Origin of the sequence: Lentzea sp. NPDC051838 (assembly GCF_040681245.1) — a bacterium.
Taxonomy (GTDB): Bacteria; Actinomycetota; Actinomycetes; order Mycobacteriales; family Pseudonocardiaceae; genus Lentzea.
The window spans coordinates 43,547-65,889 of record NZ_JBFAYI010000035.1 but is presented as its reverse complement, the minus strand read 5'-3'; the positions used below and the strand labels follow the sequence as shown (position 1 = coordinate 65,889).

The window sequence follows — 22,343 nt, the reverse complement described above, 5'->3', positions numbered from 1 at the left end:
CCGGTCCAACGTTCACCCGGTTCGCCTACATCGGCATGTGCTTCGTGGGCGGAGGAGTCGGCTTGCTGATGACCCGGGTCACCGGGCCTTCCTTGCTCATCCCCTGCTGGTCCAGGAACCCGGACAACTGCCCGCGCACCTGAGCCAGCGTCGGACGACGGCCGGGTTCCGGATCCATCGCCGCGAGCAGCAGCCTGGCGTGCGCGCTGTTCTGCGGCAGCTTGGTGATCGGTTCGCCCTGGGCGGCGGCCATCAGCGAGGAGATCGGGTTCTCGCGGGAGCCGCGCGGTGGGTGGCCGGTCAGCGCGTAGGAGACGGTGGCGGCCAGCTGCCACGAGTCCGAGGCCGGGGACGCCGTTTCGCCGCGGGCTGTTTCCGGGGCGAGGAAGTCCGGGGTGCCGACCATCATGCCGGTGGCGGTGAGGGTGCTGTCGCCCTTGGAGCGGGCGATGCCGAAGTCGATCAGGTGCGCGGTGCCCTGGCCGTCGACGATCACGTTGGACGGCTTCACGTCGCGGTGCAGGACGCCTCGGTCGTGGGCCGCGGCGAGGGCGTCGGCCATGTTCAGCCACAGGCGGGCCGCGAGCTTGTCGTCGATCAGGCCGTTCTTCAGCACCGTCTCGGACAGCGAGGCGCCCTCGATGTACTCCATGACCAGGGCGAGGCCGTCCGGGTCCTGGACGATGTCGAACACCCGCACGCAGTTGGGGTGGCGGACCGCGGCCAGTGCGCGGGCCTCGCGGAGCATGCGGGCCTCGGTCTCGTTGTCCGGGGCGTGCGCGAGCTTCACGGCGACCGTGCGGTCGAGCTGTTCGTCGACGGCCAGCCAGACCGTGCCGAAGCCGCCGGAGCCGAGCTGGCGGACGCGGCGGAACCTGCCGTTGCCGGGGTTCCAGACCTTGCCCGACTTCTGCACCGGCGCGGGCGCGTCGGCGGAGGCAGCGCCCGGTCCGAACGGCAGCGGGCCCGGCGTGTCGGCGAGGACGGCAGGCTGGGACGGCTGCTGGGGCTTGGGCTGCGGCATGACCTCGGCGACGCGGGTCGGCGGGTACTGGCCGGGCGGCACGGGCGGCGGGTTCACCGGGCGCATCGGCCGGTTCATCGGCGCCGGCTGGTACTTCGGCACCTGCGCCGGCTGGTACGGCGGCGGGTTCTGGCCGTGTTGCGACGGCTGGTGCTGGGGCTGGTGCGGTGGGGGCTGGTGCTGCGCGGCCGTGATCGGCTTGGTCGGCGCCTTCTTCTGCGCCTGACCTTGGGGCTGACCCTGCGGCAACTGGTTGTTCTGGGGCTGCGGCGTGCGCGCCACCGGCTGCGGTGGCGGGTTCTGCGAGTTCCGGTCGGCAGACCGGTCGCGGCCGGGGCGGTTCAGCATGGCGGTAGTCAACCCGAAAATCCGCACGACGATTGAGCCGATTACCGCAATCGGCAGAAAGCCCAGGAGCACATGGCCCACCAGGGTCACGGGAAACGCCGACGTCGTCACCAGGAGTACCAGGAACATCGGCCAGAACACGCGGCGCGGCCAGTTCGGCCCGAGCCGGAACGCCGACCCGGACTGCAGCATCACGAACAGCAGGCACAGCAACGCCAGCGCCACGGTGACCGCGGCGGCGACCAGGAACACGACCGACTGACCCGGCCGCTGCACGACCTCGAGGATCGACGGCGCACCGTCGACCAGGTAGCTGCCCTGCGAGAACTGCCCGAAGCAGGTGGCCTCGTCGAGCGAGCCGGACCCGTCGATGAGACGCCGGGACAGCCCCTGCACGGTGCCGCGCATGATCAGCCACGGCAGCACCAGACAGCTGGTGACGCCGAGCACGGTGAAGATGGCACCCGTCACCGGCCCGTAGGAGTTGCCGACGACCCGGCGCACCGCGATGGACAGCAGCGCCCCGATCGTGGGGAACAACCCGAGCACCGCGCCGAGCGCTGTGGTGGTCCACACCCAGTCACCGGGGCAGACACTCGCGCCCACGAAGCCGTGCAGCCACGTGAGCAAGGACTCCGCGAGCCCCACGACCCACACCACCCCTTCCGCGATCACCCCCAGCCTAGGCGTCCCGACAGCCTACGGTGCGTAATTGGTCTGCGGTTGACGCCACAGCAACCTCTTGCATGATCACTGCGTTGTACCTCCGTCTTTCCTGCGCATTCGGCCTGTTGGCACATACAACGCGTCCACACGCCACTCTGTTGAGTGACACTCAGCGGTGGCGCTGCCAGCTCGGGTACCGGGCGGCGATCGCGTACGTCGTGAGCACGGTCTCGACGTGCGGACGGTTCATGAAGTCCTCCGCTCGTGACGGAGGGCGAGGCGGCACGGGCCGCGGCACGGGCGGCGGGATGACGACCGCCTCCACCCTTTCGGGCAGCTCCGACCGCACGAGCCACAGCTCCTCGGTCGCCTTGTCGACGGTGACCACGGCGAGGCGTTCCTCGTCGGCGAGCTGCCGCCGCAGCCGTTCGCGCTGGGCCGGCTCCGCGAACTCGACGAGCCGGTCGACCTCGACCCGCGTGTACAGGTAGGTCTCCACGGCGTCGTGCGCGACGCCGAACGCGTCCGACACGTCGAGCCACCGCATCCGGGCGCGGTGCCGGTAGTCGTCGAACGCCGTGCTCGCGGGACCGGTCCATCCCGGCGGCGTCGCCCTGGCGTACGCGAACCCCGCGGATGCGCATTCGTCGCGCATTCGCTTGAGCCACTCCTGGACGTTCCGCAGGGAGTGGAAGTCGGAGGAAAGGGTCACGCCGGGAAGACGTCCGCCTCTTCGTAGTGCTGTGCGGTGTCGCTGAGCCGGGCCTCAGTCTCGCCGACGTCGCGCGCCAGCACTTCTGTCGCGTGGTCGGCGGCGGCGCGGAACCTGGTCAGAGCGGCGAACAGGTCACCGCGCGACGGGTCCACGCGGGCCTCCGGGTGGCGGGCCAGGTCCGTGACGTCTCCCGCGGCGCGCAGCAGCGGCCGTGCCAGCGCCCGCAGCTCCGCGGGGTCGACGGCGAACCCGTTCACAGCACACTCTCCAAACGGTTCGGCGTGCCAGAAGTTTGGTGCAGAACGATACCTGGCCGTCAGGCGAGCAGCACCTCGATTTCGGCCGCCGACACGAACACGGTCTCGTCCTCGGAAGCTCCCGCGTCGATCACCACCCCGACCTTGAGCGGTGCCACGAGCGGCAGCAGCTCCGCGCCCCCGACCTCGAGCCACCGGTCTTCCCAGGTCAGGTTCTTGAGCTTGCGGTACGCGGCGAGCCGGTCGACGCCGGTGAAGACCAGCACCGACTGCTCGTGCCCGTCGACCTCGGTGGCCACCAGCCCGGGACGGTTCGGATCGGGCAGGTAGACGGTGGTGTTCAGCAGCTCGGCGACGACCTCGGGCGCACCGGCCCGCGCGAGCTCCCGCAGCCGTGGCACCGGCGCCACCGGCCTGACGTACTTCGGTTGCCCGAGCAGCCGGTGCTTGAGCCCCACCGCGGACGACGGCTCGTCCGGGTCGACCTCGTAGCGCTGGATGCACGCCAGCGACAGCGGGATGTCCTCCCGCGTGGCTCCGGGCAACACCACCAGGATCACCTTGCGCTCGAACACCTCCGGCTGGTCCATGAGCAGCCCGCGCAGGTACCGGCACTCGTACTCGGCACCGCGGCTGTTCGGGTTGCGGCCGGGGAACGCCAGCTTCCAGCCCGCCGACACCGCCACCACGATCCGGTCCGCGTCCTCCATGCGCTGCAGGCACAACGTCGACCAGTCGACGGGCTCGTGCTCGTGGTAGAGGTCGATGTCCGCGTCCGCGCCGAGGTCGTGCAGCAGCAAGGCGAACCGGTGCAGGGTGTCCCGCCACGCCCTGGTGCGCGCGGCGTCCCAGCCGGGACTGGTGTGTGCCCACACCACGAAGACGTCGGGGCGCATCGGCAGATCATGCCGCAACGCTCAGCCGTCGTAGACCTGGTGGTCCGCCTGCGCCCGTGAGCCGCCCGCTCCCGCCGACCCGCCCGACGACCGCAGCGCCGGGTCCGCCGCCACCGGCAGGTCACCGAGGCCGGCGAGGTACTCGACGGTCCACAGGTGATGCGCTGACGGGTTCGGCTCGTGGAAGGTGTCACCGAAGCCGTACGTGGCGAGGCGAGCCTGGGCTCCGTCCATCTCCACGGTGATCCGAGAGCCGAGCAGGCCCTTCTCACCGGGCGCGCACGCCAGTTCGAGGCGGGCGCGGATCCACTGGGGGACGGGGGCCGGATCGGCTTCGAGCTCTGAGGAGATCGCGGTGCACGAGGTGCCGTGCGCGCGGGCCACGAAGGAGGCGCGGAAGACGACGAGCTCACCGGCCGTGCAGCCGGTGAGAACGCGCGCTTCTACTGCTGTCTCGGTCGAGGTCACTTCGGGACGGGCGGCCGCGCACCTCGCGGTCGGGGCGGCGGTCGAGGCCGCTGCTCCGCCGGAGGTGACGGCCACGAGTAATAACGCGGCGGCCACTGATCTCACACCGAAAAGCTATTGGTGGCCGCCGCTTTCCTCACCGAACTTCACCCCACAGATGGGTGAGTGCAGAACACGTTGTACGCCAGGTGACTGCGGCTGATGTCGGTGTTGGCGGCGATGACGTCGCCGAGCGTGCGGCGGTAGTCGATGCCGTAGCGGGCCTTGATCACGCGCAGGGCCGGGTCGTTGCCGTGGAAGAAGCGGTCGCCGTCGCGCAACGCCTCGAACTGCTTTTTCCAGATGGCGTGCTGGAGCTCGCCGAACTCGCTGCCGGGCAGCCGCGGCTCGGTCATCATGCCGACGATCGCGTCGAGGTTCGCGACATCGCCGTAGATGGCCTTGAGGCGCGCCGCTGTGGTCGTGCGACGGACGCCGGGACGCACGTGGTCGAGGCTGTCCGGGTCGTTGATCTCGTCGCCCGGCGTGAGCTCGGGGTCGGCGGGGAACTGTTCGGTCGCCTCCCCGGAGATCGCGCGGAACGACGGCTTCGGCGCGAGCCCGTACGCGCGGCGCAGGTCGTTGTAGGCGGCGATGCCGTGGTCACGGCCGCGTTCGACGTCGAGCGCGGCCACGTCGATCACCGCGGTCAGGCAGCGCGGCACACAGCCCGGGATGAGGAAGATGATGCTGCGCAACGTGTCCTCGTCGACGACCTCGTCGTTGCGGTTCTCCGACTGCAGGCCGAAGCTCTGCAGCAGCGGGCCGATCTGCACCTCGTCGACCAGGTCCGGGTTGAACGGCAGCAGGCGCGGCAGAATCCCGATCTCGACCTTCTCGCCGGTGACCGCGACGCTCATTCCCCTGGCGCGCAACGTGTCCAGTTGTTGAGCCGTGTAGCGCGCGGCCTGGGTGACGATCTTGAAGTCCCCGCGCACCATGCTGTGCGAGCGGTAGCCGACCGTCGCGAACTCGTTGGCGAGGCTGGTGCGCACGTCGGGCCGGTAACCGCGGTACGGCGCGAGCTGCACACCCATCGCGGGCAGGAACTCGTGGTAGGTGATCCACTGCTGCTCGGCGCTGACGACCTTGCGCGCGATCTGGAACTTCTCCTCGTCGGACAGGTGCGAGGGCAACCTGTCGACGATCCTGTTGTGCTCACGGGCGAACAACGTCTGCACCGCGGTGATCGTGGCGTTCTCGTTGGCGCGCATGTCCCCCGCGACGACGCCGGTGCCGCTGTTGATCGCTCCGAACGGCCCTGTCATCACCGGCGCGTCCGATCCGTCACCGCCGCGTGCCTGGCGCCTCGGCAGCATGTTGTTGGGCAGCAACAGCTTCGCGCCGTCACGCAGCCAGTTCAGCCGCTCCTGCGTACCGCCGTAGATCGCCCAACCGTCGAGGTACGAGCTGACGATGTTCTTCTGCTCGTGCGGTGTCACGCCATCGACGACACCGCTGCGCCGCATGGGAATCGAGCCGAGGTCGTTGCGCACCTGCTCAAGCGCGGCGTCGTTGTCCCACGGGATCGAGGCGTCCGTCGCGGTGTCCTCGCGCAGACCGAACGTGTGGTCCATGAACTGCGCCCACACCTGCGCCCACTGGCTGACATCGCGCTCCGACAGGAAGTTCTGCCTGCCGTCGGCGAAGATCCGGTTGCTGACGTACCGCGCGTTCGGCCCTGCCACCGGTTGCCCGACGCCGTCCGCATATCTCGTGGGAGCGAGACGGGTGTACGCCTCGCCCACACTCCCCCAGTCGGGATGGGCGCGGTTGTTGCCGCGCCCGTCGAGGCTCTGCACTTCGAACCCGCCCGCATCCGCTTGTGCCGCCCCACTTCCGAGCAGCGCTCCGATCGCCACCAATGCCACTGACTTACGAAAAACCCGCATGTCACCCGATGATGGCGAGAACGGGTGCGTCTTTCTTGGGCTGTACGGGTTGTCATCGGGAAAGCTGTCGGGCCCTTGAAAGAAGACCCGCCAGCAGCACGACGGATCCGAGCACGACGTGGAACACGTGATCACCCGTCATCAGGTGCAACGACCCGATGTGCAGCTCCCCCAACGCAAGCCCGGCGAGCCCGAGCGTCAGATACGCGCCGCCGAACACGACCGCGAACGTCCGCGCCCACCGCGTGAACCCGAAGCCGAGCGCAGCGAGCCCCGACACGAGATGAACGGTGTTGTGCGCGAAGTCCGCGCTGTCCCCGGCGACGAACGTGACCACTCCTGCGACCACGAAGAGCACACCGAGCACCCGGCACGTCCAGACCGCGATCATCGCCGCACCAGCGCCACGACCGCCGACCCCGTCGCCACGACCACCGCGACCATCTGAACCCACAGCCCGACCGAGCCGCCCACGCCGCCCGCCAGGCCGGTGTCGGTGAGACGCGCCGCTTCCCCGCTCGCGAACAACCCGCCGACGAGGAACAGCCCCGCGACGGCCGCCAGCGCGGCCGTCCACCTCCACCGTCCGAAGTGGACGAACGCCGCCGGTACCAGCTGGATGAAGAAAACAGGCGGTACCGGCGGGAAGTCCACCCCTGACACGATCTGCACCACGACACCGGCCGTCGCCACCAGCAACGCCGACGTCGTCACGTTCGCCGCAATCTTGTCCATGCGACGAAGCGTGCTCCGCTCACGCGGCCGGGTCGTCAGCCTCGACGGGTATCCCGGCTACGCAGCTGAACGTACTCAGTGATCGTGATCGTGGTCGTGCTCAACCGTGGGCTGGTAGATGTAGAACATCGTCACGGGCTCTTCACCCGCAACGGTCTCGTGGTCGACACCGGGCGGCACGAACGCGTACGAACCCGCGCTCGCCTCGACGCCGCCGATGCTGACCGTGCCGTCGATGACCCACGTGTGCTGCGTCGCCGACGGGTGGTTGTGGCCGACGTCGCGCGCACCCGGTGCCATCTGGATGAGCCCGACGATGGTGTCCCCGTTGGGAGACTTCCAGAGAAGCTTGTTCTGCAGCCGCTCGTCGCCGTGCAGCGGGAACGACCTCAACTCGGCAAGGGCTTCTGCGGACAGGACCGTGACCTTGTCCTGTGGCGCGTCGCTCATGAGCACAGCCTTTCGGGAGCCGTACGGGCTTACGGCCGGTATATAGGCGAAGGCGGCGCTCACATTACGGATGAGCGCTCTTCAGGTAGGCCAGGACGACCGGAAACGCAAAAAGGGCCGTCCTGAATGGACGACCCTTTGCAGTGGAGCTGAGGGGAATCGAACCCCTGACCTTCTCGATGCGAACGAGACGCGCTACCAACTGTGCTACAGCCCCTTGCGGTGTTACGAGAGAACTATAGCAGGGGTGGAGGGGGTGTTTTCACCACCCCCTCTAAGCCCCCACGGCACCTCGGTACCGCAGCGACTCCAGTCCCTCTAACTCGACGAACACCGGGTCCTCGTCGTCCGAGTCGACCGGAATCGTGCCCGGACGAACCGTGTGCTCATAGCGCGGCAACGGCGGCAGCGCGGGCCGATCCGGGACGACCTCGACCTGAGTGGTCTCGACCTCCTCGACGACCTGCACCTGCTCGGGCACGACGACCGGCGCCGGTGCCTCCTGCTGCTGCGGACCCGTCGCACGACGGCGACGGACCTGCTGCAACCGGGCGAGCCGGCGTGCGCGGATCTCCTCCTCGATCCGCACCTGCCGGCGCAGGTAGGTCAGGTACCCCACGAGCAGGAGGTCGACTCCCGCGTGGCCGTACCAGAGCATCGGGTAGAACACCCCGGCGGCGACACCGGTGGCGATCGCGGCGAACAGCAGGAACGCGACGACTCGGCGCCGGAACGCGTACTTGGCCTGCGCCACCAGCGCCGCGGTCTCGGGGTCGTAGCCTCCGCGGCCGCGCCGGAACGGGCGCTCGACGTACTCCTCCTCGTCGAAGTAGTCGTCGTCGATGTCGTGGATGTCGTCGTACTCGGCGTCTGGCATGGCGTCGTACTCCTCCCCCACGCTGCGCGCACTCTCCTGGCGCTTGCGGGCCATCATGGGGACGAGGACCACCAGCCATGCGACGACCAGCGCAACGATGATCAGCGAACTCGGCATTCCCCGTTCACCTCCCCCGGCCCACGCGTGGTGCTGTCACCACGCTAGTCACAACAGTCACACCAGTGTCGGAGGCTCGCCGAACTCGGTGCGTACCAAAGTGTGGTGTATCACCCACTTTTGGGTGAAGCGATTAGAACAAACGGACGCAAACGTCAGGGAAGACGGGCCTCTCCGCGTGCGACCAAACGGCGCACTAGGCCATCCGGGACCTCTTCGGAGGTGAGCGCGAAGCAGAGGTGGTCGCGCCACTGTCCGGCAACATCCAGATAACGCTTGAAGAGGCCTTCCTCGCGATATCCGGATTTCGCGAGCACGCGAAGTGAGGCGGCGTTCTCAGGACGGACGGTCGCTTCGAGCCGGTGCAGACCAGCGTCGCGGAAAGCGTGATCGGTGAGCAACGCGACGGCAGCCGTTGCGACGCCGCCACCCGCCCGATCAGCGGCTACCCAGTAGCCGATCCACGCGGAGAGCAGCGAGCCGCGCACGATGTTGCCGACGGTGATCTGGCCGGCGACCTCGCCGTTCACCAGGATCATGAACGGCAGCGTGCTGCCGCGCCTGGCCATCGCGCGAAGCGACGACCACTGGGCCGGCCAGGAGAGCGTCGCGTTGCGCTCGTCCCAGCCCTCAGCCGCAGTGGGTTCCCATTTTTCGAGGTAGTTGCGGTCGCGGATGCGTTGTTGCGACCACTTCTTGCCGTCGAAGAGCCGCGGGCCGCGCAGTTCGACGGTGCCGGCGCGCACCTGGAGAGGCCCCAGCCGGGCCGGCCAGCCGGGGTGCCTGCCGAGATCCGCGAAGACGCTCATCCACGTTGCGCTAGGAAGCTGACCAGCACCTCTTCGCCGACCGAGACCTCCGTGACGTCCTCGTCCACCATGATCAGGCAGTTGGCCTCTGCCAGTGACGCGAGCAGGTGCGCGCCGGACGTGCCGAGCGGCTGCACCAGGTACTCGCCGTTGTCCGCGTCGCGCAGCAGCTGGCCACGTAGGAAGCCGCGGCGGCCCTTCGTCGACTGCAACGGCGAGAGCAGCCGGGCGCTGACGGCCCTGCGGTACGGGTTCTTCTTGCCCAGCGCGGCCCTGATCAGGGGCCTGACCAGCACCTCGAACACGACGAGCGCGCTCATCGGGTTCGCGGGCAGCAGGAACGTCGGCACGGCGTCCGGGCCGAGCCGACCGAAGCCCTGCGCCGAGCCGGGGTGCATGGCGATGCGGGTGACGTCCATGTCGCCGAGGTCCGCGAGGGCGGCCTTGACCTCGTCGCCGATCGCGCCGCCCACACCACCGGCGATGACGACGATCTCGGAGAGCAGCAGCCGGCCCTCGACGACCTCGCGCAGCCGGCGCGGGTCGGCGGACATGATGCCGACCCGGCTGACCTCGGCACCGGCGTCCCTGGCAGCGGCGGACAACGCGTACGAGTTGACGTCGTAGACCTGGCCCTGGCCGGGGGTGCGGTCGACGTCGACGAGCTCCTCGCCGAGCGAGATCACGGACACCCGCGGGCGCGGGTGGACGAGCACCTTGTTGCGGCCGACAGCGGCCAGCAGACCCACCTGAGCAGCACCGATGGACGCGCCACGACGCACGGCGACGTCGCCGGTCTGCACGTCCTCACCGGTGCGGCGGACGAACCCGGCGGACGGCACGCTGCGCTGCACGGTCACCTTGGCGTGGTGGCCGTCGGTGTAGCCGAGCGGCACGACGGCGTCGGCCAGCGTGGGCAGCGGCGCCCCGGTCGCGACCCGCACGGCCTGACCGGGCTGCAGGCGGCGCGGCTGGCGTGAACCGGCCGGGATCTCGCCCACGACCGGCAGCTGCACCGGGTTCGCGTTCGCGCCGGACACGTCGACGCTGCGCACCGCGTACCCGTCCACGGCGGCCTGGTCGAAGCCGGGCAACGCGCGTTCCGCCACGACCTCCTCGGCGCAGAGCAGGCCCTGCGACTCCGAGATCGCCACCCGCACGGGTGCGGGCCGCACCGCGGCCGCGATCACCCGAGCGAGCTGCTCGTCCACTGACCTCATGTGATTGGTCCTCGCGCTCAGGAGTTGTCGAGGCGTTCCCGCAACCACTCGCGCAGATCGGGTCCGTACTCCGGGGTCTTGAGTGCGAAGTCAACCGCAGCCCGCAGGAATCCGGCGGGATTGCCGAGATCGTGTCGCCCGCCGCGGTGGACGACGACGTGCACGGGGTGACCCTCCGCGATCAGCAGCGCGATGGCGTCCGTGAGCTGCAGCTCACCGCCCGCACCAGGGGTGATGCGCTTGAGGGCGTCGAAGATGGCGCGGTCGAGCAGGTAGCGGCCGGCGGCGGCGAACGTCGACGGCGCGTCCTCCGGCTTGGGCTTCTCGACCATGCCGACGACCTGCTTGACGTCGTCGTTGCCCGTGTCCCGGACGTCGAACACGCCGTACGCGGAGATCTGCTCGCGCGGGATGTCGAACGCCAGCAGGACGCTGCCGCCCTTCTCCTCGCGGACCGCCGCCATCTTCTTGAGGGCGTCGGTGGGCAGGATGATGTCGTCCGGCAGCAGCACCGCGACGGCCTCGTCGTCGCCGGTCAGGTTGCCTTCAGCGCAGCCGACGGCGTGACCGAGGCCGAGCGCCTGCTCCTGGATGGCGGTCTCGGCCTTGATGAGCTGCGGCGCCCGCCGGATCTTCTCGACCAGGTCGGTCTTGCCCTTGTCGGCCAGCGACTGCTCGAGGTCGGGGTTCGCGTCGAAGTAGTTCGCGACCGAGGCCTTGGTCGGGCTCGTGACGATGACCAGCTTCTTCGCGCCCGCCTCCGCCGCTTCCCTGGCCACGTACTCGATGGCCGGGGTGTCGACCAGCGGCAGCAACTCCTTCGGCACGGCCTTGGTCGTGGGGAGGAAACGGGTGCCCAAGCCGGCCGCGGGCACGATAGCGGTGTGGAAGGCGCTGCTCATGGGCAGCGATGCTAACGACATACCGGGAGTTACCCACCATGACGTCCGATCTTCGTGACCGGAAGGCCACGCTGCGTTCAGAGTTGCTGGCCGCCCGGCGTGCGGTTTCCGCCGCGGACCGCGCTCTCGAGGCTGCCGCGTTGGCCGCCCACGTGGCCGCTCTCGACGTTCGTCCTGATCAGACGGTGTGCGCGTTCCTGCCGGTCGGGTCGGAGCCCGGCGACGCGTCGTGGCTCGACGGCCTGCGCTGCCGGGTGCTGCTACCGATCGTGACGGGCGACGCGCCGCTCGACTGGGCGGTGCACGACGGAGGGGTCGCACCGGCCGGGCTGGGGCTGCTCGAACCCGTCGGGCCGCGGCTCGGCGCCTCGGCCATCGCTGGAGCGTCGCTGGTGCTGGTACCGGCTTTGGCGGTGTCGGTGTCCGGGGTGCGGCTGGGGAAGGGTCGCGGTCATTACGATCGGTCGTTGCCGCTGGTCAAAGCCCCGTTGGTGGCTGTCGTGCGGGATTCCGAGGTGTTGGCTGACGTGCCTGCTGAGCCTCACGACGTGCTGATGAACGGCTTTTTGACCCCCTCGGTGGGCCTTCGGTGGTTGTGACATTGACCTGGGGTGTTTGCGCTCGGGGAAGGATCTGAGCGAAAATCGTGTTGGCACTCACAACGGTCGAGTGCCAGAGCTAGGAGCAGACCCAGTGCCTACGTACCAGTACGCCTGCACCGCGTGTGAGCACCGGTTCGAGGCTGTGCAGTCGTTCAGCGACGCCTCCCTCACCGAGTGCCCCGAGTGCTCGGGCAAGCTGCGCAAGCTCTTCGGCGCCGTCGGTGTCGTCTTCAAGGGCAGCGGTTTCTACCGCACGGACAGCCGGTCGGGCTCGTCCAAGAGCACGTCTTCTTCGACTTCCACCACGACTTCCACCTCCACTTCGGACAAGAAGTCGTCCTCGGACTCGAAGCCTTCGACGAGCGCTCCGGCGGCTGCCGCGTCCTGAAGATCGCGAGTTGTCCACAACTTGCGGCTGAGCCCGTTTTCCATGCCCCTGACGGCCCTACCGTCAGGGGCATGACTCTTTCCATCAGGCCCTTCGACCGGGTCCGCGCTCTTCTTCGCCGCCGTCCTTCTGTTGCGTGGCGCCGGTTTCTGGCTCTGGGCCTGGCCTTGCTAGCCGCTTTTGGAGCCTTCTGGCCTGACGTGGGGCATCCAGCCGTGGTCGCCTCGCGTGACCTTCCCGCCGGAGTGGCCTTGTCCGCCGCCGATGTCCGGCTGGCGTCTTTTCCCGCTCCTGTCACGGGTTCGTTCTCCGGCGTGGACGCGGTGGTGGGCCGATCTTTGAGCGGTGCGGCGCGTGCGGGCGTCCCGCTGACGGACTTCGATCTTTCTTCAGCTTCCCCGGACCTGGTCTCGGTCGCCGTCCGGGTGGCTGACCAGGGCCTGGCCGACGTGGTGCGGATGGGCGACCGGGTCGACGTGGTGTCACCGTCCGCCGAAGTGCTGGCGGAGAACGCATCCGTGCGTGAGACGAGAGGACAAGTCGTTGTCCTCACGTTGCCGAGACTTAATGCAACTCGCGTGGCCGCGATGTCACTGGATCACGCGTTAGCCGTTACTCTCCGCTGATGCTGAAGGGTTTCAAGGACTTTTTGATGCGCGGAAACGTCGTCGACCTGGCTGTGGCCGTGGTCATCGGCACGGCGTTCACCGCGATCGTCACCGCGTTCACCACGAGCATCATCAAGCCGCTGATCAACACCATGGGCGGCGCAGAGACCAAGGGCCTCGGCTTCTCGCTCAGGACCGGCACTCCTGAGCTCACCGAGAAGACGTTCATCGACCTCAGCACGCTGATCAACGCGGTCATCAACTTCGTGATCGTCGCGGCGGTCGTGTACTTCGTGCTGGTCCTGCCGATCAAGAAGATCCAGGAGCGCCGCAAGAAGGGCGAGGAGCCCGGCCCGGCCGAGCCGACCGACGTCGAGCTGCTCATCGAGATCCGCGACCTGCTCGCGGCTCAGCAGGGCGGCCAGCGCGCGTCGTCGACCGACGTGCGCGGCCCGAAGGTCTAGCCAGTCCCCGCCGGACAGAGCGCGCGGCTCGTCACAGCAAGACCCCGCGCGCTTCGTCCCGGCTCAACGGGGCAAGCCTCGGCGCGCCCGCACGCCAGCGCCGTCCCGGGAACCCGACGCGCGCTTCGAACACGAGCGCACACACCGGCTCGGCGGGCACACCTGGCTGCCGCACGCGGTCGCCAAAGGCCGCCCCCAGGTCCCAGCCGAACACCACTCAGCGCGTCCCGGAACCCCACGCGCACCCCACACTTGAGCGCGCACACCGGCCACAGCACAAGCCACCAGGCATCCACACACCCCGAAGACCCAACAGCGGCCACCAAACCCCGCTACAGCACCGCGCCGCGCGCCTTGTCCTGGCTCGGCGGGTACAGCCGCCACTTCGGGTCGATGCTGTTCAGGCAGAGCCCGCCATCCCGAGCCGCCGCCAGCGCGTGGTGCCCGACGCGGTAGCCGGGCGAGACCTGCTCCTGGCCGGTGCCTTCGAGCCACCGCACGAGGTAGTTGCTCGTGTGCGCCACGAACTCCCGCCAGACCGCGCTGATGAACGCGACCATCCGCGGGTCCATGTCGTCCCACACGACGACGCTGATCAGGCCGCTGGCGAGCACGCCGTCCGCGCGGAGGCTGCGCTTCCACACCACCACGCGGCCGGCCTGCGGGGAGCGCGCGGCGTAGCCGGTGAACCGCGGCGCGGGCAGGCGGGGATGGATCTCCGGGTCCCACAGGAAGGCCGTGCGCTCGACTTCGAGCACGGAGGAGCACACCGGCGGGCGGTTGGTGGTCTGCGCGCGCCACGGGGCGTGAGCGTCGATGAGTTGCGCCGAGGGCCAGGCGGCGACGATCGCCGACAGGATGGCGGTCTCGTCCTCCGGCAGCAGCAACACGGGTGCCAGCCGGTCCGACCTCTTCGGCTTGTAGAACCGCCCGTAACTGCGCATCACGAACTCCTACCCGCCGTGGTGCGGCGGCCGGTTCTCGCGGTACCAGGCATCGCGGTCGCCCTCAGGGGCGCCGCCGCGTTCGTCCGACGTGGTCTCGGGGAGCACCTCGCCGAACACCTCAGCCAACCGGCGACGACGCTGGCGAGCAGCGTCGTCGTCGGCCGGCTTGGGCGAATCACTCTTCGTCAAGACCGCTCAACTGCTCGATGACATAGGGCACCAACGCCGACAGCGTCGCCATGCCGTCGCGAACGGCGGACCGGGAGCCCGCGAGGTTCACGACGAGCGTGCTGCCGGAGACGCCCACGAGGCCGCGCGAGATGCCCGCGTCGACCGCGCCCGCGGCGAGACCGGAGGCGCGGAGTGCCTCGGCGATGCCGTGGATCGGACGGTCGAGCACGCCCTGCGTGGCGTCGGGGGTGACGTCGCGCGGGGACACTCCTGTGCCGCCCACGGTGACCACGAGGTCGACGCCACCGATGACGGCCGTGTTGAGCGCGGCCCGGATGTCGACCACCTCACCCTCGACCGCGACGGTGCCGTCGACGATGAAGCCGGCTTCTTCCAGAAGTTCGGTGACGAGAGGCCCGGAGTTGTCGTCCTGCTCGCCGTGCGCCACCCGGTCGTCCACGATCACGACCAAAGCGCGGCCAAGGCGCTGCGCGCTGCGTTCCATACCGATCACCGTAGCGGCAGTCGGACTTCGAAGCGGCAGCCAGGACCGTGGTTCTGGACGCCGATCGTCCCGTTGTGCGCGTCGACCAGCCCGCGCGCGATCGCCAGACCCAGTCCGGCACCCGAGGGATTGCGTGCCGTGGAACCGCGGAAGCCCACGTCGAACACCTGCGGCAGCACGTCATCGGGGATTCCGCCGCACGCGTCGTCCACGCGCACCACGGCTTCCGGTCCGTCCACATCGACCTGGACGGCCACCGCGCCACCCTCCGGTGTGTGTCGAATGGCGTTCGACACAAGGTTGCGCACGACACGCATCAGTTCCGGATCTGACCCGCGCACGACCGGCCACTCGCGAGCGTCCGCGCGCAGCTGCACACCGCGCAGCTGAGCCACCGGACGAGAAGCCGCGACCACGTCGCTCACGACGTCCGCGAGCCGCACGTCGTGCAACGTCAGGTTCAACGCGCCAGCGGTGATCCGGGAGAGCTGGAACAGGTCGTCCACCAGCTTCGACAGGTGGTCGGCCTCCTGCGCGATCTGCTTCGCGTAGACGGCGACCTCACCCGGCTCGGAGACGACCCCGTCCTCCAGCGCCTCGGTCATCGCCCGGATCCCGGCCAGCGGCGTCCGCAGGTCGTGGCTGATCCACGCGACCAACTGCCGCCGCGCCGCCTCCGCCTCGCGCTCCCACATGGTCCGCCGCGCGATCGCCCGGCCCAGCATGATCGAGAATGGCACCGTGATCACGCCGACCACCACGCACGCCATCAGGGCGGCGTTCAGCATCGGCGTGAACATGAACCCGCTGACCGCGAGAATTCCACCGATGGTCGCCACCACCGGCACGATGACCATGACGGTCATCACCGTGGTCAGCGAGAGGCGGCTCAGTCGATCGAACATCGGTCATACCTGTAGCCGACACCCCACACGGTGCTCAACCGCTGTGGTTTCGCCGGATCCTTCTCGATCTTCTCCCGCAACCGTCGCACGTGGACGGTCACGGTCGACTGGTCCCCGAACTGCCAGCCCCACACCCGCTCCAGCAGCTCGGCCCGCCCGAACGCCTTCCCGGCGTTGCCGATGAAGAACGCCAGCAGGTCGAACTCACGAGTCGTCAGCTGCAACGGCATCCCGTCCAACGTCGCGGTGTGCGCGGCGACGTCCAGCTCCAGATCGCCGTCCTTCACCACCCGCGGCTCGAAAGCCCGATTCGCCCGCCGCAGCACCGACGACACCCGCAACGCGAGCTCGCGCGGGCTGAACGGCTTCGTGACGTAGTCGTCCGCCCCGATCTGCAGCCCGGCGATGCGGTCTTCCTCCTCGCCCAGCGCCGTCAGCATCACGACCGGCGTGCTGCCGCGCTGCCGGATCCGGCGGCACACCTCGATGCCGTCGATGCCCGGCAGCATCAGGTCCAACACCACGATGTCCGGCTCGTGCGCGGACATCAGCCCCAACGCCGTCTCCCCGTCGCCGGCGAGCTCGACCTCGTAGCCGGCGTGTTCGAGGTAACGGCGCACCACGTCCCGCACCGTCGTGTCGTCGTCGACGACCAGCACCCGTTCCACCACGTCACCACGCTAAGCCACAACCACGGCCCCGGCTCACATCCGTAAGAAAACGAAAAGACCGGCTCTACGCGCGGGGCAGGTGCGCATAGAGCCGGTCTCCGGGTCACGCACGGCTCTGGCGGGCGGCGGATGCCAGAGCCGTGCCTCCCCCGACCTATCCCACCTCGACACCGTCGAGGGTGGCTTCCACGGTCTTGTTGTCGGACAAAGTGATGGTGACCTTGTCGCCGGGCGCCTTGGACCGCACCGCGGCCACCAGCGTGTCCGACTCGTCGATCCGCCGGTCGCCGAACTTGGTGATCACGTCACCGGCCTTGAGTCCGGCCTTCTCCGCCGCGCCACCAGGCGTGATCTCGGAGATCTTGGCGCCTTCCTCGGTCGACTCGACCTTCACGCCGAGCACGGTCTGCTTGGGCTTGCCGGACTTCACGATCTCGTCGACCGTGCGGCGCGCCTGGTCCATCGGGATCGCGAACCCGATGCCGACCGAGCCCGCCTGGCCGTTGGCCGAGCTCGGGCTGTAGATCGCGGAGTTGATGCCCACGACCTGGCCCTGCATGTTCACCAGCGGGCCGCCCGAGTTGCCGGGGTTGATCGCGGCGTCGGTCTGGATGGCGTTCAGGACGGTGGCCTGCGAGTTCTTGTTCTCGCCGCCGGCCGAGACCGGGCGGTTGAGCGAGGAGACGATGCCGGACGTGACGGTGCCGGACAGCTCGAACGGCGAGCCGATCGCGACGACGCCCTGGCCGATCTTCATGTCACCCGAGTTGCCCAGCGTGACCACGGGCAGGTTCGAGACGCCGTCGGCCTGGATGACCGCGATGTCCGAGCTCGGGTCGCGGCCGAGGATCTTGGCGGTGGCGGTCTTGCCGTCCTGGAAGACGACCTTGATCGAACCGCCGGCGGACGCGCCCTCGATGACGTGGTTGTTCGTCACGATCTGGCCGTTGCTCGAGATGATGAAGCCCGAGCCCTCGCCGGCGCCGGTCCGCGTCACGACCTGGATCTGGACGACGGACGGCAGCAGCTTGTTCGCGACCTCCTCGACCGAGCCCGCCGGGGCGTTGCTGGTCTGCGAGGCCGGACGCGGGGTGTCGAGGGAGCTGACGGAGGACGACTCGTTGGCGAAGGTGTAGCCCAGGTAGCCGCCCAGACCGCCGGAGAGGCCTCCGACGATCAGCACGAGGGCCGCGACGCCCGCCACGACCTTGCCGCGGCCCTTGGGGCGCTGGGGGACGGGCGGAGGCTGGTAGCCGGGCGGGAGGTAGTACTGGCCCGTCTGAGGGCCGGTAGGCGGTTCTGCGCCGAACTGGGCGGTGGTGGACCCCAGGCCGAGGGGGTGGCTCGGGGGAAGTTGGCCGGACCCGGATGGAGGTAGCTGCTGGCCGGGTCCGGACCCGCCGAGCTGCGCCTGGCCCGCGTCAGGTGAAGGCACCTGCGGCTGGGCCGAAGAAAAGGGTGAGGACACCTGCGGCTGTGCTGGGGCGAAGGAAGCGGGCACGTCGCCCAAACCCGCGGGAGCCCCCTGAGCCCCAGCCTGGCCGGATCCCCCCTGCAAAGGATCCGGCTGGCCGGGTTCCGGCAGCGACGGGCCCTGCTCCCGCGCGCCGGAGTCGCTCTGACCGGCGGTCGGCGGCACGGAGTGGGGCTGGTCCGGCTGCTGCGCTGGCTGGTTGCTCTCGGTCATGGGCATAGTCTCTCGGCCCGTCCTGAGAGAACCCTTAGACCAGCCTTGGCGTTCTGTGAGGGTTCCTAGACCGTGCGGAGACGGTCCGCGATCTGCTCCGGCGTGACGTCGTTGATCCACACGGCTTCACCGGACTCGGAGCCCGCGAGGTACTTGAGCTTGTCCGCGGTCCGCAGCACCGAGAACACCTGCAGGTGCAGCCACAGCTCGTCACGGCCGACGTTCACCGGCGCCTGGTGCCACGCCGCGATGTACGGCAACGGCCGGTTGTACAAGGCATCCAGCCGGTGCAACACCTTCAAATAAAGAGACGCGAAGTCGTCACGCTCCACAGAGGACAGACCGGCGAGATCCGCGACCTGACGGCGAGGGGCCAGCACGACCTCGACCGGCCACCGCGCGGCAGCGGGCACGAACGCCACCCAGTGCGGAGACTCCTCCACCACACGCGCGCCCGCGCGTAGCTCGGCCTCCAGCACGTCACCGAACAACGGCCTGCCGTGAGCCGCGTAGTACTCCAGCGCGGCTTCCAGCATCCGTTCGGTACGAGGCGTCACGAACGGGTACGCGTAGATCTGCCCGTGCGGGTGCGACAAAGTCACACCGATCTCTTCACCGCGGTTCTCGAACGGGAAGACCTGCTCGACGCCTGGCAACGATGACAGGAACTCGACGCGATCCGCCCACGCGTCGACGACGGTCCGCACGCGCTCTACGGAGAGCTCGCCGAACGACTTGTTGTGATCGGACGTGAAGCACACGACCTCACAACGCCCACGCCCCGGCGCCCGCACGAACAGCGGCTCGCCATCCACAGTGGACGGAACGTCGAGAACGTTCTGCGCCAGCGAGGGAAACCGGTTCTCGAAGACGACGACGTCGTAGTCGGCCTCGGGAATCTCGGTGGGACGACCCGGCGTGGACGGGCACAGCGGGCACAGGTCCGCCGGCGGTTTGTACGTTCGCGTCTGGCGATGAGCCGCCATTGCGACCCACTCGCGGGTCAACGGGTCCAGCCGGACTTCGGACATCGGCTGCGACTCGGGAAGATCCCGGGTGTCCACCGCGACTCTCGGTGGCGCCTCAGCACTGTCGTCGAAGTAGATGATCTCCCGGCCGTCCGCCAGCTTCCCCGCGGTACGCCTCACGCCAACTCCTCGCCGCTTCCTGGTACATGTGCCAGAACCAACTCACCGACCTGCTCGGTGAGGATCGCGCGTGCGTCGTCCGGCAGACCCTCGTCGGTCACCAGCACGTGCGCCTCGTCGAGGTCGGCGATCGTGGAAATGCCCACGGTGCCCCACTTCGTGTGGTCCGCGACCACGACCACACGCCCGGCGGCGTCGACGAGCGCGCGGTCCGTTTCACTCTCGTTCAGGTTCGGGGTGGTGAAGCCGGAGCGCTCGGCCATGCCGTGCACGCCCAGGAACACCACGTCCAGGTGCAGCGATCGCAACGCCTGCACGGCCACGGGGCCGACCAGCGCGTCGGACGGCGTGCGCACGCCACCGGTCAGCACGACCGTGCGGTCGGTGCGCCCGCTCTGCTGCAGCACGTCCGCGACGCGGATCGAGTTCGTCACCACGGTGAGGTCCGGGATGTCGTCGAGGAACCGCGCGAGCGTCCACGTCGTGGTGCCCGCGGACAGACCGATGGCCGTGCCGGGACGCACGAGTCCCGCAGCCAGAGCCGCGATCGCTTCCTTCTCGGGCAGCTGCCGCACCGACTTGGCCTCGAAACCGGGCTCGTCGGTCGAGCGCCCGACGACGGACGTCGCGCCGCCGTAGACCTTCTCCACCAGGCCGCGCGAGGCGAGCACGTCGAGGTCGCGGCGCACGGTCATGTCGGAGACGCCGAGCCGGACGACCAGGTCGCTCACGCGCACCGCGCCAGTCCGCTTGACCTCTTCCAGGATCACCGCTTGCCGTTGACGTGCCAGCACCTCACACCTCTTCCCTGAGGACGACGACGTCCCCGGCTCGCACGGTGAGGCGTCCGGAGACCTGCGTGCCGGACAACACGTCGACACCGGACGCCTCGATCTGCGCGTCGGTGTCGGTGTGGTTGACGGCGAAGAGCCACGATACGGCGCCCTTCCGCCTCACAAGCTCAACTCCGGGACGTGACACCGCAACGCCCGCACCGGAAAGCGCGTTTTCCACCGTTCGGCGGAGACCGCTCCCATCAAGATCGCACGCCACGTACCACGCGACACCGTTGCCAAATGCGTTGCGTGTCACCGCGGGCACGCCGGGCAACGGCCCGTCGGCATAGGAGGCAACGATGTCAGCGGTCCTGACGTGCAGGTGTTCCGTCCACAAGGAAACTGTTGAACCGTCATCCAGCGACGCGGTTTCGCCTTGCCGCAGCGGGAAGAACTCCTCCGACCACACGCCCAGGACGTCCTTGAACGCACCGGGGTAACCGCCCAGCCGGATGCGGGTGTGTTCGTCGGCAACACCAGACAAGTACGTGACCACGACATGACCGCCGCCTGCCACGTAGTCCGCGACCACGGCGGCGTGCGCGTCGGACACCGCGTAGAACGCCGGCACGACGACCATCGAGTACTTCGAGAGGTTCGTGCCCGGCGCCACGAAGTCGACCGTGACCCCGGCTTCCCACAGTGCCTTGTAGTAGCCGAAAACGTGCCGGAAGTAGTCGAAGTCCTGGGTCGGGTGCGCGGGCTGCTGCAGCGCCCAGTTCGACTGGAAGTCGTAGAGGACCGCCACGGACGCGTCCACAGTGGAGCCGACAACCCCGGTCAACTGCCCGAGCTCGGCACCGACCTGGCACACCTCGCGGTACACCTTCGTGTCCGTTCCGGCGTGCGGCACCATCGCCGAGTGGTAGCGCTCGCTGCCGCCGCGCGACTGCCGCCACTGGAAGAACAGGGCGCCGTCCGCACCGCGGGCGATGTGCTGCAACGAGTGCCGCCGCATCTCCCCCGGCAGCTTCGCGATGTTGCGCTGCTGCCAGTTCACCGCGGACGTCGAGTGCTCCATCAACAGCCACGGCTTGCCGCCCGCCAGCCCGCGCACGAGGTCCGCGGACATCGCGAGCTCGACGTGCCGGTCCGGTGACTGCGACTCGGTGTAGTGGTCGTTGGAGACGAAGTCGACCTCGCGCGCCCACTTCCAGTAGTCCAGCGCGCCGAAAGTCCAGTTGACCATGAAGTTCGTGGTGATCGGCACGTCCGGCGTGATCATCTTCAGCACGTCGCGCTCGGCCTTGTAGAGCTCCAGGATCGTGTCGTCCTGGAACCTGTCGTAGTCGAGCACGTGGCCGGGGTTCTGGAACGTCGGCGTCACGCGCGGCGGCAGGACCTGCGACCAGTCCGTGTAGCCCTGGCTCCAGAACGCCGTCGACCACGCGTCGTTCAGCTGATCGAGCGTGTAGCGCGATGACAGCCAGTCACGGAACGAGGCCGCGCACGTGTCGCAGTAGCAGCGCTTGATGTGGCACGCGTACTCGTTGCCGACGTGCCAGGCGGCCAGCGCGGGGTGGTCGCGGTAGTGCGAGGCCATCTCGGCGGCGAGCGCAGTTGCACGGTCGCGGTAGATGGGCGACGACGGGCAGTACGCCTGCCGTGAGCCGTGTGAGAGCCGCACGCCGTCCGCGCGGACGGGCAGCATCTCGGGGTAGGAGGTGGTGAGCCACGGAGGAGGCGCGGCGGTGGCCGTCGCGAGGTCGACGCGGATGCCGCCGGCGTGGAGCAAGTCGAGCACGCGGTCGAGCCAGTCGAACCGGTACTCACCCTTGCTGACCTCGATCTTCGCCCAGCTGAAGATCCCCACGCTGACCAGGTTCACCCCGGCCCTGCGCATGAGCTCGACGTCCTCCGCCCACACGTGCTCGGGCCACTGCTCGGGGTTGTAGTCAGCCCCCCAGCCGAGGCCCGGCATGTCAGTCGGCCAAGTCGTCACGGCCGCAAGAGTGGCCGACAAACCCCACAACGTCAACACAAGCAAACACAACTT

The 22,343-nt window shown here is 69.0% G+C and carries 26 protein-coding genes and 1 tRNA gene; 4 read left to right on the top strand and 23 right to left on the bottom strand.

Annotation, left to right across the window (positions count from 1 at the left end):
• Positions 1-25 precede the first annotated feature (25 nt).
• The 14 genes from AB0M24_RS41380 to AB0M24_RS41315 all read right to left on the bottom strand — a co-directional run bounded on the left by AB0M24_RS41380 (position 26) and on the right by AB0M24_RS41315 (position 11,415).
• Entirely contained in the window at positions 26-2,047 is a 2,022-nt protein-coding gene (locus AB0M24_RS41380; protein WP_363779446.1) for a serine/threonine-protein kinase, read from the bottom strand.
• A gap of 160 nt (positions 2,048-2,207) precedes the next feature.
• On the bottom strand, positions 2,208-2,750 hold the full coding sequence (locus tag AB0M24_RS41375) for a hypothetical protein (protein WP_363779444.1): 543 nt from the start codon (positions 2,748-2,750) through the stop codon (positions 2,208-2,210).
• Positions 2,747-3,010, bottom strand: coding sequence for a hypothetical protein (locus tag AB0M24_RS41370; RefSeq protein ID WP_363779442.1), 264 nt, complete (start codon positions 3,008-3,010; stop codon positions 2,747-2,749). The genes AB0M24_RS41375 and AB0M24_RS41370 overlap by 4 nt, the downstream gene beginning before the upstream one ends.
• 59 nt (positions 3,011-3,069) lie before the next feature.
• Positions 3,070-3,906, bottom strand: a complete 837-nt coding sequence (locus AB0M24_RS41365) for a hypothetical protein (protein WP_363779440.1) — start codon at positions 3,904-3,906, stop codon at positions 3,070-3,072.
• 21 nt (positions 3,907-3,927) lie between these two features.
• Positions 3,928-4,479: a hypothetical protein gene (locus AB0M24_RS41360; protein ID WP_363779436.1), complete on the bottom strand. Its 552-nt coding sequence runs from the start codon at positions 4,477-4,479 to the stop codon at positions 3,928-3,930.
• Positions 4,480-4,520: 41 nt separating this feature from the next.
• Positions 4,521-6,305 (bottom strand): peroxidase family protein, encoded by a 1,785-nt coding sequence (locus AB0M24_RS41355; protein ID WP_363779434.1) that lies wholly within the window; start codon positions 6,303-6,305, stop codon positions 4,521-4,523.
• 52 nt (positions 6,306-6,357) lie between these two features.
• Positions 6,358-6,696, bottom strand: a complete 339-nt coding sequence (locus AB0M24_RS41350) for a DUF4383 domain-containing protein (RefSeq protein ID WP_363779432.1) — start codon at positions 6,694-6,696, stop codon at positions 6,358-6,360.
• On the bottom strand, positions 6,693-7,040 hold the full coding sequence (locus tag AB0M24_RS41345) for a hypothetical protein (protein ID WP_363779430.1): 348 nt from the start codon (positions 7,038-7,040) through the stop codon (positions 6,693-6,695). The genes AB0M24_RS41350 and AB0M24_RS41345 overlap by 4 nt, the downstream gene beginning before the upstream one ends.
• 75 nt (positions 7,041-7,115) lie before the next feature.
• Positions 7,116-7,490, bottom strand: coding sequence for a cupin domain-containing protein (locus AB0M24_RS41340; protein ID WP_363779428.1), 375 nt, complete (start codon positions 7,488-7,490; stop codon positions 7,116-7,118).
• Positions 7,491-7,634: 144 nt separating this feature from the next.
• A tRNA-Ala gene (locus AB0M24_RS41335) sits at positions 7,635-7,707 on the bottom strand.
• A gap of 57 nt (positions 7,708-7,764) precedes the next feature.
• Positions 7,765-8,484, bottom strand: a complete 720-nt coding sequence (gene glpR, locus AB0M24_RS41330) for a gephyrin-like molybdotransferase receptor GlpR (RefSeq protein ID WP_363779426.1) — start codon at positions 8,482-8,484, stop codon at positions 7,765-7,767.
• A 155-nt stretch (positions 8,485-8,639) separates the two neighbouring features.
• The gene (locus AB0M24_RS41325; protein ID WP_363779424.1) at positions 8,640-9,293 is read right to left on the bottom strand and encodes a GNAT family protein; all 654 of its coding nucleotides are present in this window, start codon (positions 9,291-9,293) and stop codon (positions 8,640-8,642) included.
• Complete coding sequence (gene glp / locus AB0M24_RS41320; RefSeq protein ID WP_363779422.1) at positions 9,290-10,513, bottom strand: gephyrin-like molybdotransferase Glp; 1,224 nt, start codon at positions 10,511-10,513, stop codon at positions 9,290-9,292. The genes AB0M24_RS41325 and glp overlap by 4 nt, the downstream gene beginning before the upstream one ends.
• 17 nt (positions 10,514-10,530) lie before the next feature.
• Positions 10,531-11,415, bottom strand: coding sequence for a UTP--glucose-1-phosphate uridylyltransferase (locus tag AB0M24_RS41315; RefSeq protein ID WP_363779420.1), 885 nt, complete (start codon positions 11,413-11,415; stop codon positions 10,531-10,533).
• 38 nt (positions 11,416-11,453) lie between these two features.
• Between AB0M24_RS41315 and AB0M24_RS41310 the strand changes: the two genes are divergently transcribed.
• The 4 genes from AB0M24_RS41310 to mscL all read left to right on the top strand — a co-directional run bounded on the left by AB0M24_RS41310 (position 11,454) and on the right by mscL (position 13,477).
• Positions 11,454-12,014 (top strand): 5-formyltetrahydrofolate cyclo-ligase, encoded by a 561-nt coding sequence (locus AB0M24_RS41310; protein ID WP_363779418.1) that lies wholly within the window; start codon positions 11,454-11,456, stop codon positions 12,012-12,014.
• Between the two features lie 94 nt (positions 12,015-12,108).
• Positions 12,109-12,405 carry an FmdB family zinc ribbon protein gene (locus AB0M24_RS41305; RefSeq protein ID WP_363779416.1) on the top strand — a complete coding sequence of 99 codons (297 nt, stop codon included), beginning with the start codon at positions 12,109-12,111 and terminating at the stop codon, positions 12,403-12,405.
• Positions 12,406-12,476: 71 nt separating this feature from the next.
• A complete protein-coding gene (locus AB0M24_RS41300; protein WP_363779414.1) occupies positions 12,477-13,031 on the top strand; it encodes an SAF domain-containing protein in 555 nt (184 codons plus the stop codon).
• Entirely contained in the window at positions 13,031-13,477 is a 447-nt protein-coding gene (gene mscL, locus AB0M24_RS41295) for a large-conductance mechanosensitive channel protein MscL (protein ID WP_363779412.1), read from the top strand. The genes AB0M24_RS41300 and mscL overlap by 1 nt, the downstream gene beginning before the upstream one ends.
• Before the next feature lie 332 nt (positions 13,478-13,809).
• Here mscL and AB0M24_RS41290 read toward each other — a convergent pair whose 3' ends face one another.
• The 9 genes from AB0M24_RS41290 to AB0M24_RS41250 all read right to left on the bottom strand — a co-directional run bounded on the left by AB0M24_RS41290 (position 13,810) and on the right by AB0M24_RS41250 (position 22,289).
• A complete protein-coding gene (locus AB0M24_RS41290) occupies positions 13,810-14,421 on the bottom strand; it encodes a hypothetical protein (RefSeq protein ID WP_363779410.1) in 612 nt (203 codons plus the stop codon).
• 9 nt (positions 14,422-14,430) lie between these two features.
• On the bottom strand, positions 14,431-14,613 hold the full coding sequence (locus tag AB0M24_RS41285) for a hypothetical protein (protein WP_363779408.1): 183 nt from the start codon (positions 14,611-14,613) through the stop codon (positions 14,431-14,433).
• Complete coding sequence (locus AB0M24_RS41280; protein ID WP_045311897.1) at positions 14,600-15,100, bottom strand: molybdenum cofactor biosynthesis protein B; 501 nt, start codon at positions 15,098-15,100, stop codon at positions 14,600-14,602. The genes AB0M24_RS41285 and AB0M24_RS41280 overlap by 14 nt, the downstream gene beginning before the upstream one ends.
• A gap of 5 nt (positions 15,101-15,105) precedes the next feature.
• Entirely contained in the window at positions 15,106-16,005 is a 900-nt protein-coding gene (locus AB0M24_RS41275; protein ID WP_363779405.1) for a HAMP domain-containing sensor histidine kinase, read from the bottom strand.
• Positions 15,990-16,676, bottom strand: coding sequence for a response regulator transcription factor (locus AB0M24_RS41270; RefSeq protein WP_363779403.1), 687 nt, complete (start codon positions 16,674-16,676; stop codon positions 15,990-15,992). Before AB0M24_RS41270 ends, AB0M24_RS41275 begins: the two co-directional genes overlap by 16 nt.
• Before the next feature lie 154 nt (positions 16,677-16,830).
• Positions 16,831-18,363, bottom strand: coding sequence for a trypsin-like peptidase domain-containing protein (locus AB0M24_RS41265; protein ID WP_363779401.1), 1,533 nt, complete (start codon positions 18,361-18,363; stop codon positions 16,831-16,833).
• Positions 18,364-18,428: 65 nt separating this feature from the next.
• Complete coding sequence (gene galT / locus AB0M24_RS41260) at positions 18,429-19,511, bottom strand: galactose-1-phosphate uridylyltransferase (RefSeq protein ID WP_363779399.1); 1,083 nt, start codon at positions 19,509-19,511, stop codon at positions 18,429-18,431.
• On the bottom strand, positions 19,508-20,305 hold the full coding sequence (locus tag AB0M24_RS41255) for a DeoR/GlpR family DNA-binding transcription regulator (protein ID WP_112270477.1): 798 nt from the start codon (positions 20,303-20,305) through the stop codon (positions 19,508-19,510). Before AB0M24_RS41255 ends, galT begins: the two co-directional genes overlap by 4 nt.
• 1 nt (position 20,306) lies before the next feature.
• Positions 20,307-22,289 carry a beta-galactosidase gene (locus tag AB0M24_RS41250; RefSeq protein WP_363779396.1) on the bottom strand — a complete coding sequence of 661 codons (1,983 nt, stop codon included), beginning with the start codon at positions 22,287-22,289 and terminating at the stop codon, positions 20,307-20,309.
• Between the last annotated feature and the right edge of the window lie 54 nt (positions 22,290-22,343).

What these genes read in the sequence shown, in the direction of transcription:
- AB0M24_RS41350 (WP_363779432.1), bottom strand. Translation starts at nt 6,696, where the DNA reads ATGATCGCGGTCTGGACGTGCCGGGTGCTCGGTGTGCTCTTCGTGGTC.
- glpR (WP_363779426.1), bottom strand. Translation starts at nt 8,484, where the DNA reads ATGCCGAGTTCGCTGATCATCGTTGCGCTGGTCGTCGCATGGCTGGTG.
- AB0M24_RS41345 (WP_363779430.1), bottom strand. Translation starts at nt 7,040, where the DNA reads ATGGACAAGATTGCGGCGAACGTGACGACGTCGGCGTTGCTGGTGGCG.
- AB0M24_RS41310 (WP_363779418.1), top strand. Translation starts at nt 11,454, where the DNA reads ATGACGTCCGATCTTCGTGACCGGAAGGCCACGCTGCGTTCAGAGTTG.
- AB0M24_RS41355 (WP_363779434.1), bottom strand. Translation starts at nt 6,305, where the DNA reads ATGCGGGTTTTTCGTAAGTCAGTGGCATTGGTGGCGATCGGAGCGCTG.
- AB0M24_RS41265 (WP_363779401.1), bottom strand. Translation starts at nt 18,363, where the DNA reads ATGACCGAGAGCAACCAGCCAGCGCAGCAGCCGGACCAGCCCCACTCC.
- glp (WP_363779422.1), bottom strand. Translation starts at nt 10,513, where the DNA reads ATGAGGTCAGTGGACGAGCAGCTCGCTCGGGTGATCGCGGCCGCGGTG.
- AB0M24_RS41340 (WP_363779428.1), bottom strand. Translation starts at nt 7,490, where the DNA reads ATGAGCGACGCGCCACAGGACAAGGTCACGGTCCTGTCCGCAGAAGCC.
- AB0M24_RS41290 (WP_363779410.1), bottom strand. Translation starts at nt 14,421, where the DNA reads ATGCGCAGTTACGGGCGGTTCTACAAGCCGAAGAGGTCGGACCGGCTG.
- AB0M24_RS41280 (WP_045311897.1), bottom strand. Translation starts at nt 15,100, where the DNA reads ATGGAACGCAGCGCGCAGCGCCTTGGCCGCGCTTTGGTCGTGATCGTG.
- mscL (WP_363779412.1), top strand. Translation starts at nt 13,031, where the DNA reads ATGCTGAAGGGTTTCAAGGACTTTTTGATGCGCGGAAACGTCGTCGAC.
- AB0M24_RS41275 (WP_363779405.1), bottom strand. Translation starts at nt 16,005, where the DNA reads ATGTTCGATCGACTGAGCCGCCTCTCGCTGACCACGGTGATGACCGTC.
- AB0M24_RS41325 (WP_363779424.1), bottom strand. Translation starts at nt 9,293, where the DNA reads ATGAGCGTCTTCGCGGATCTCGGCAGGCACCCCGGCTGGCCGGCCCGG.
- AB0M24_RS41365 (WP_363779440.1), bottom strand. Translation starts at nt 3,906, where the DNA reads ATGCGCCCCGACGTCTTCGTGGTGTGGGCACACACCAGTCCCGGCTGG.
- AB0M24_RS41300 (WP_363779414.1), top strand. Translation starts at nt 12,477, where the DNA reads ATGACTCTTTCCATCAGGCCCTTCGACCGGGTCCGCGCTCTTCTTCGC.
- AB0M24_RS41315 (WP_363779420.1), bottom strand. Translation starts at nt 11,415, where the DNA reads ATGAGCAGCGCCTTCCACACCGCTATCGTGCCCGCGGCCGGCTTGGGC.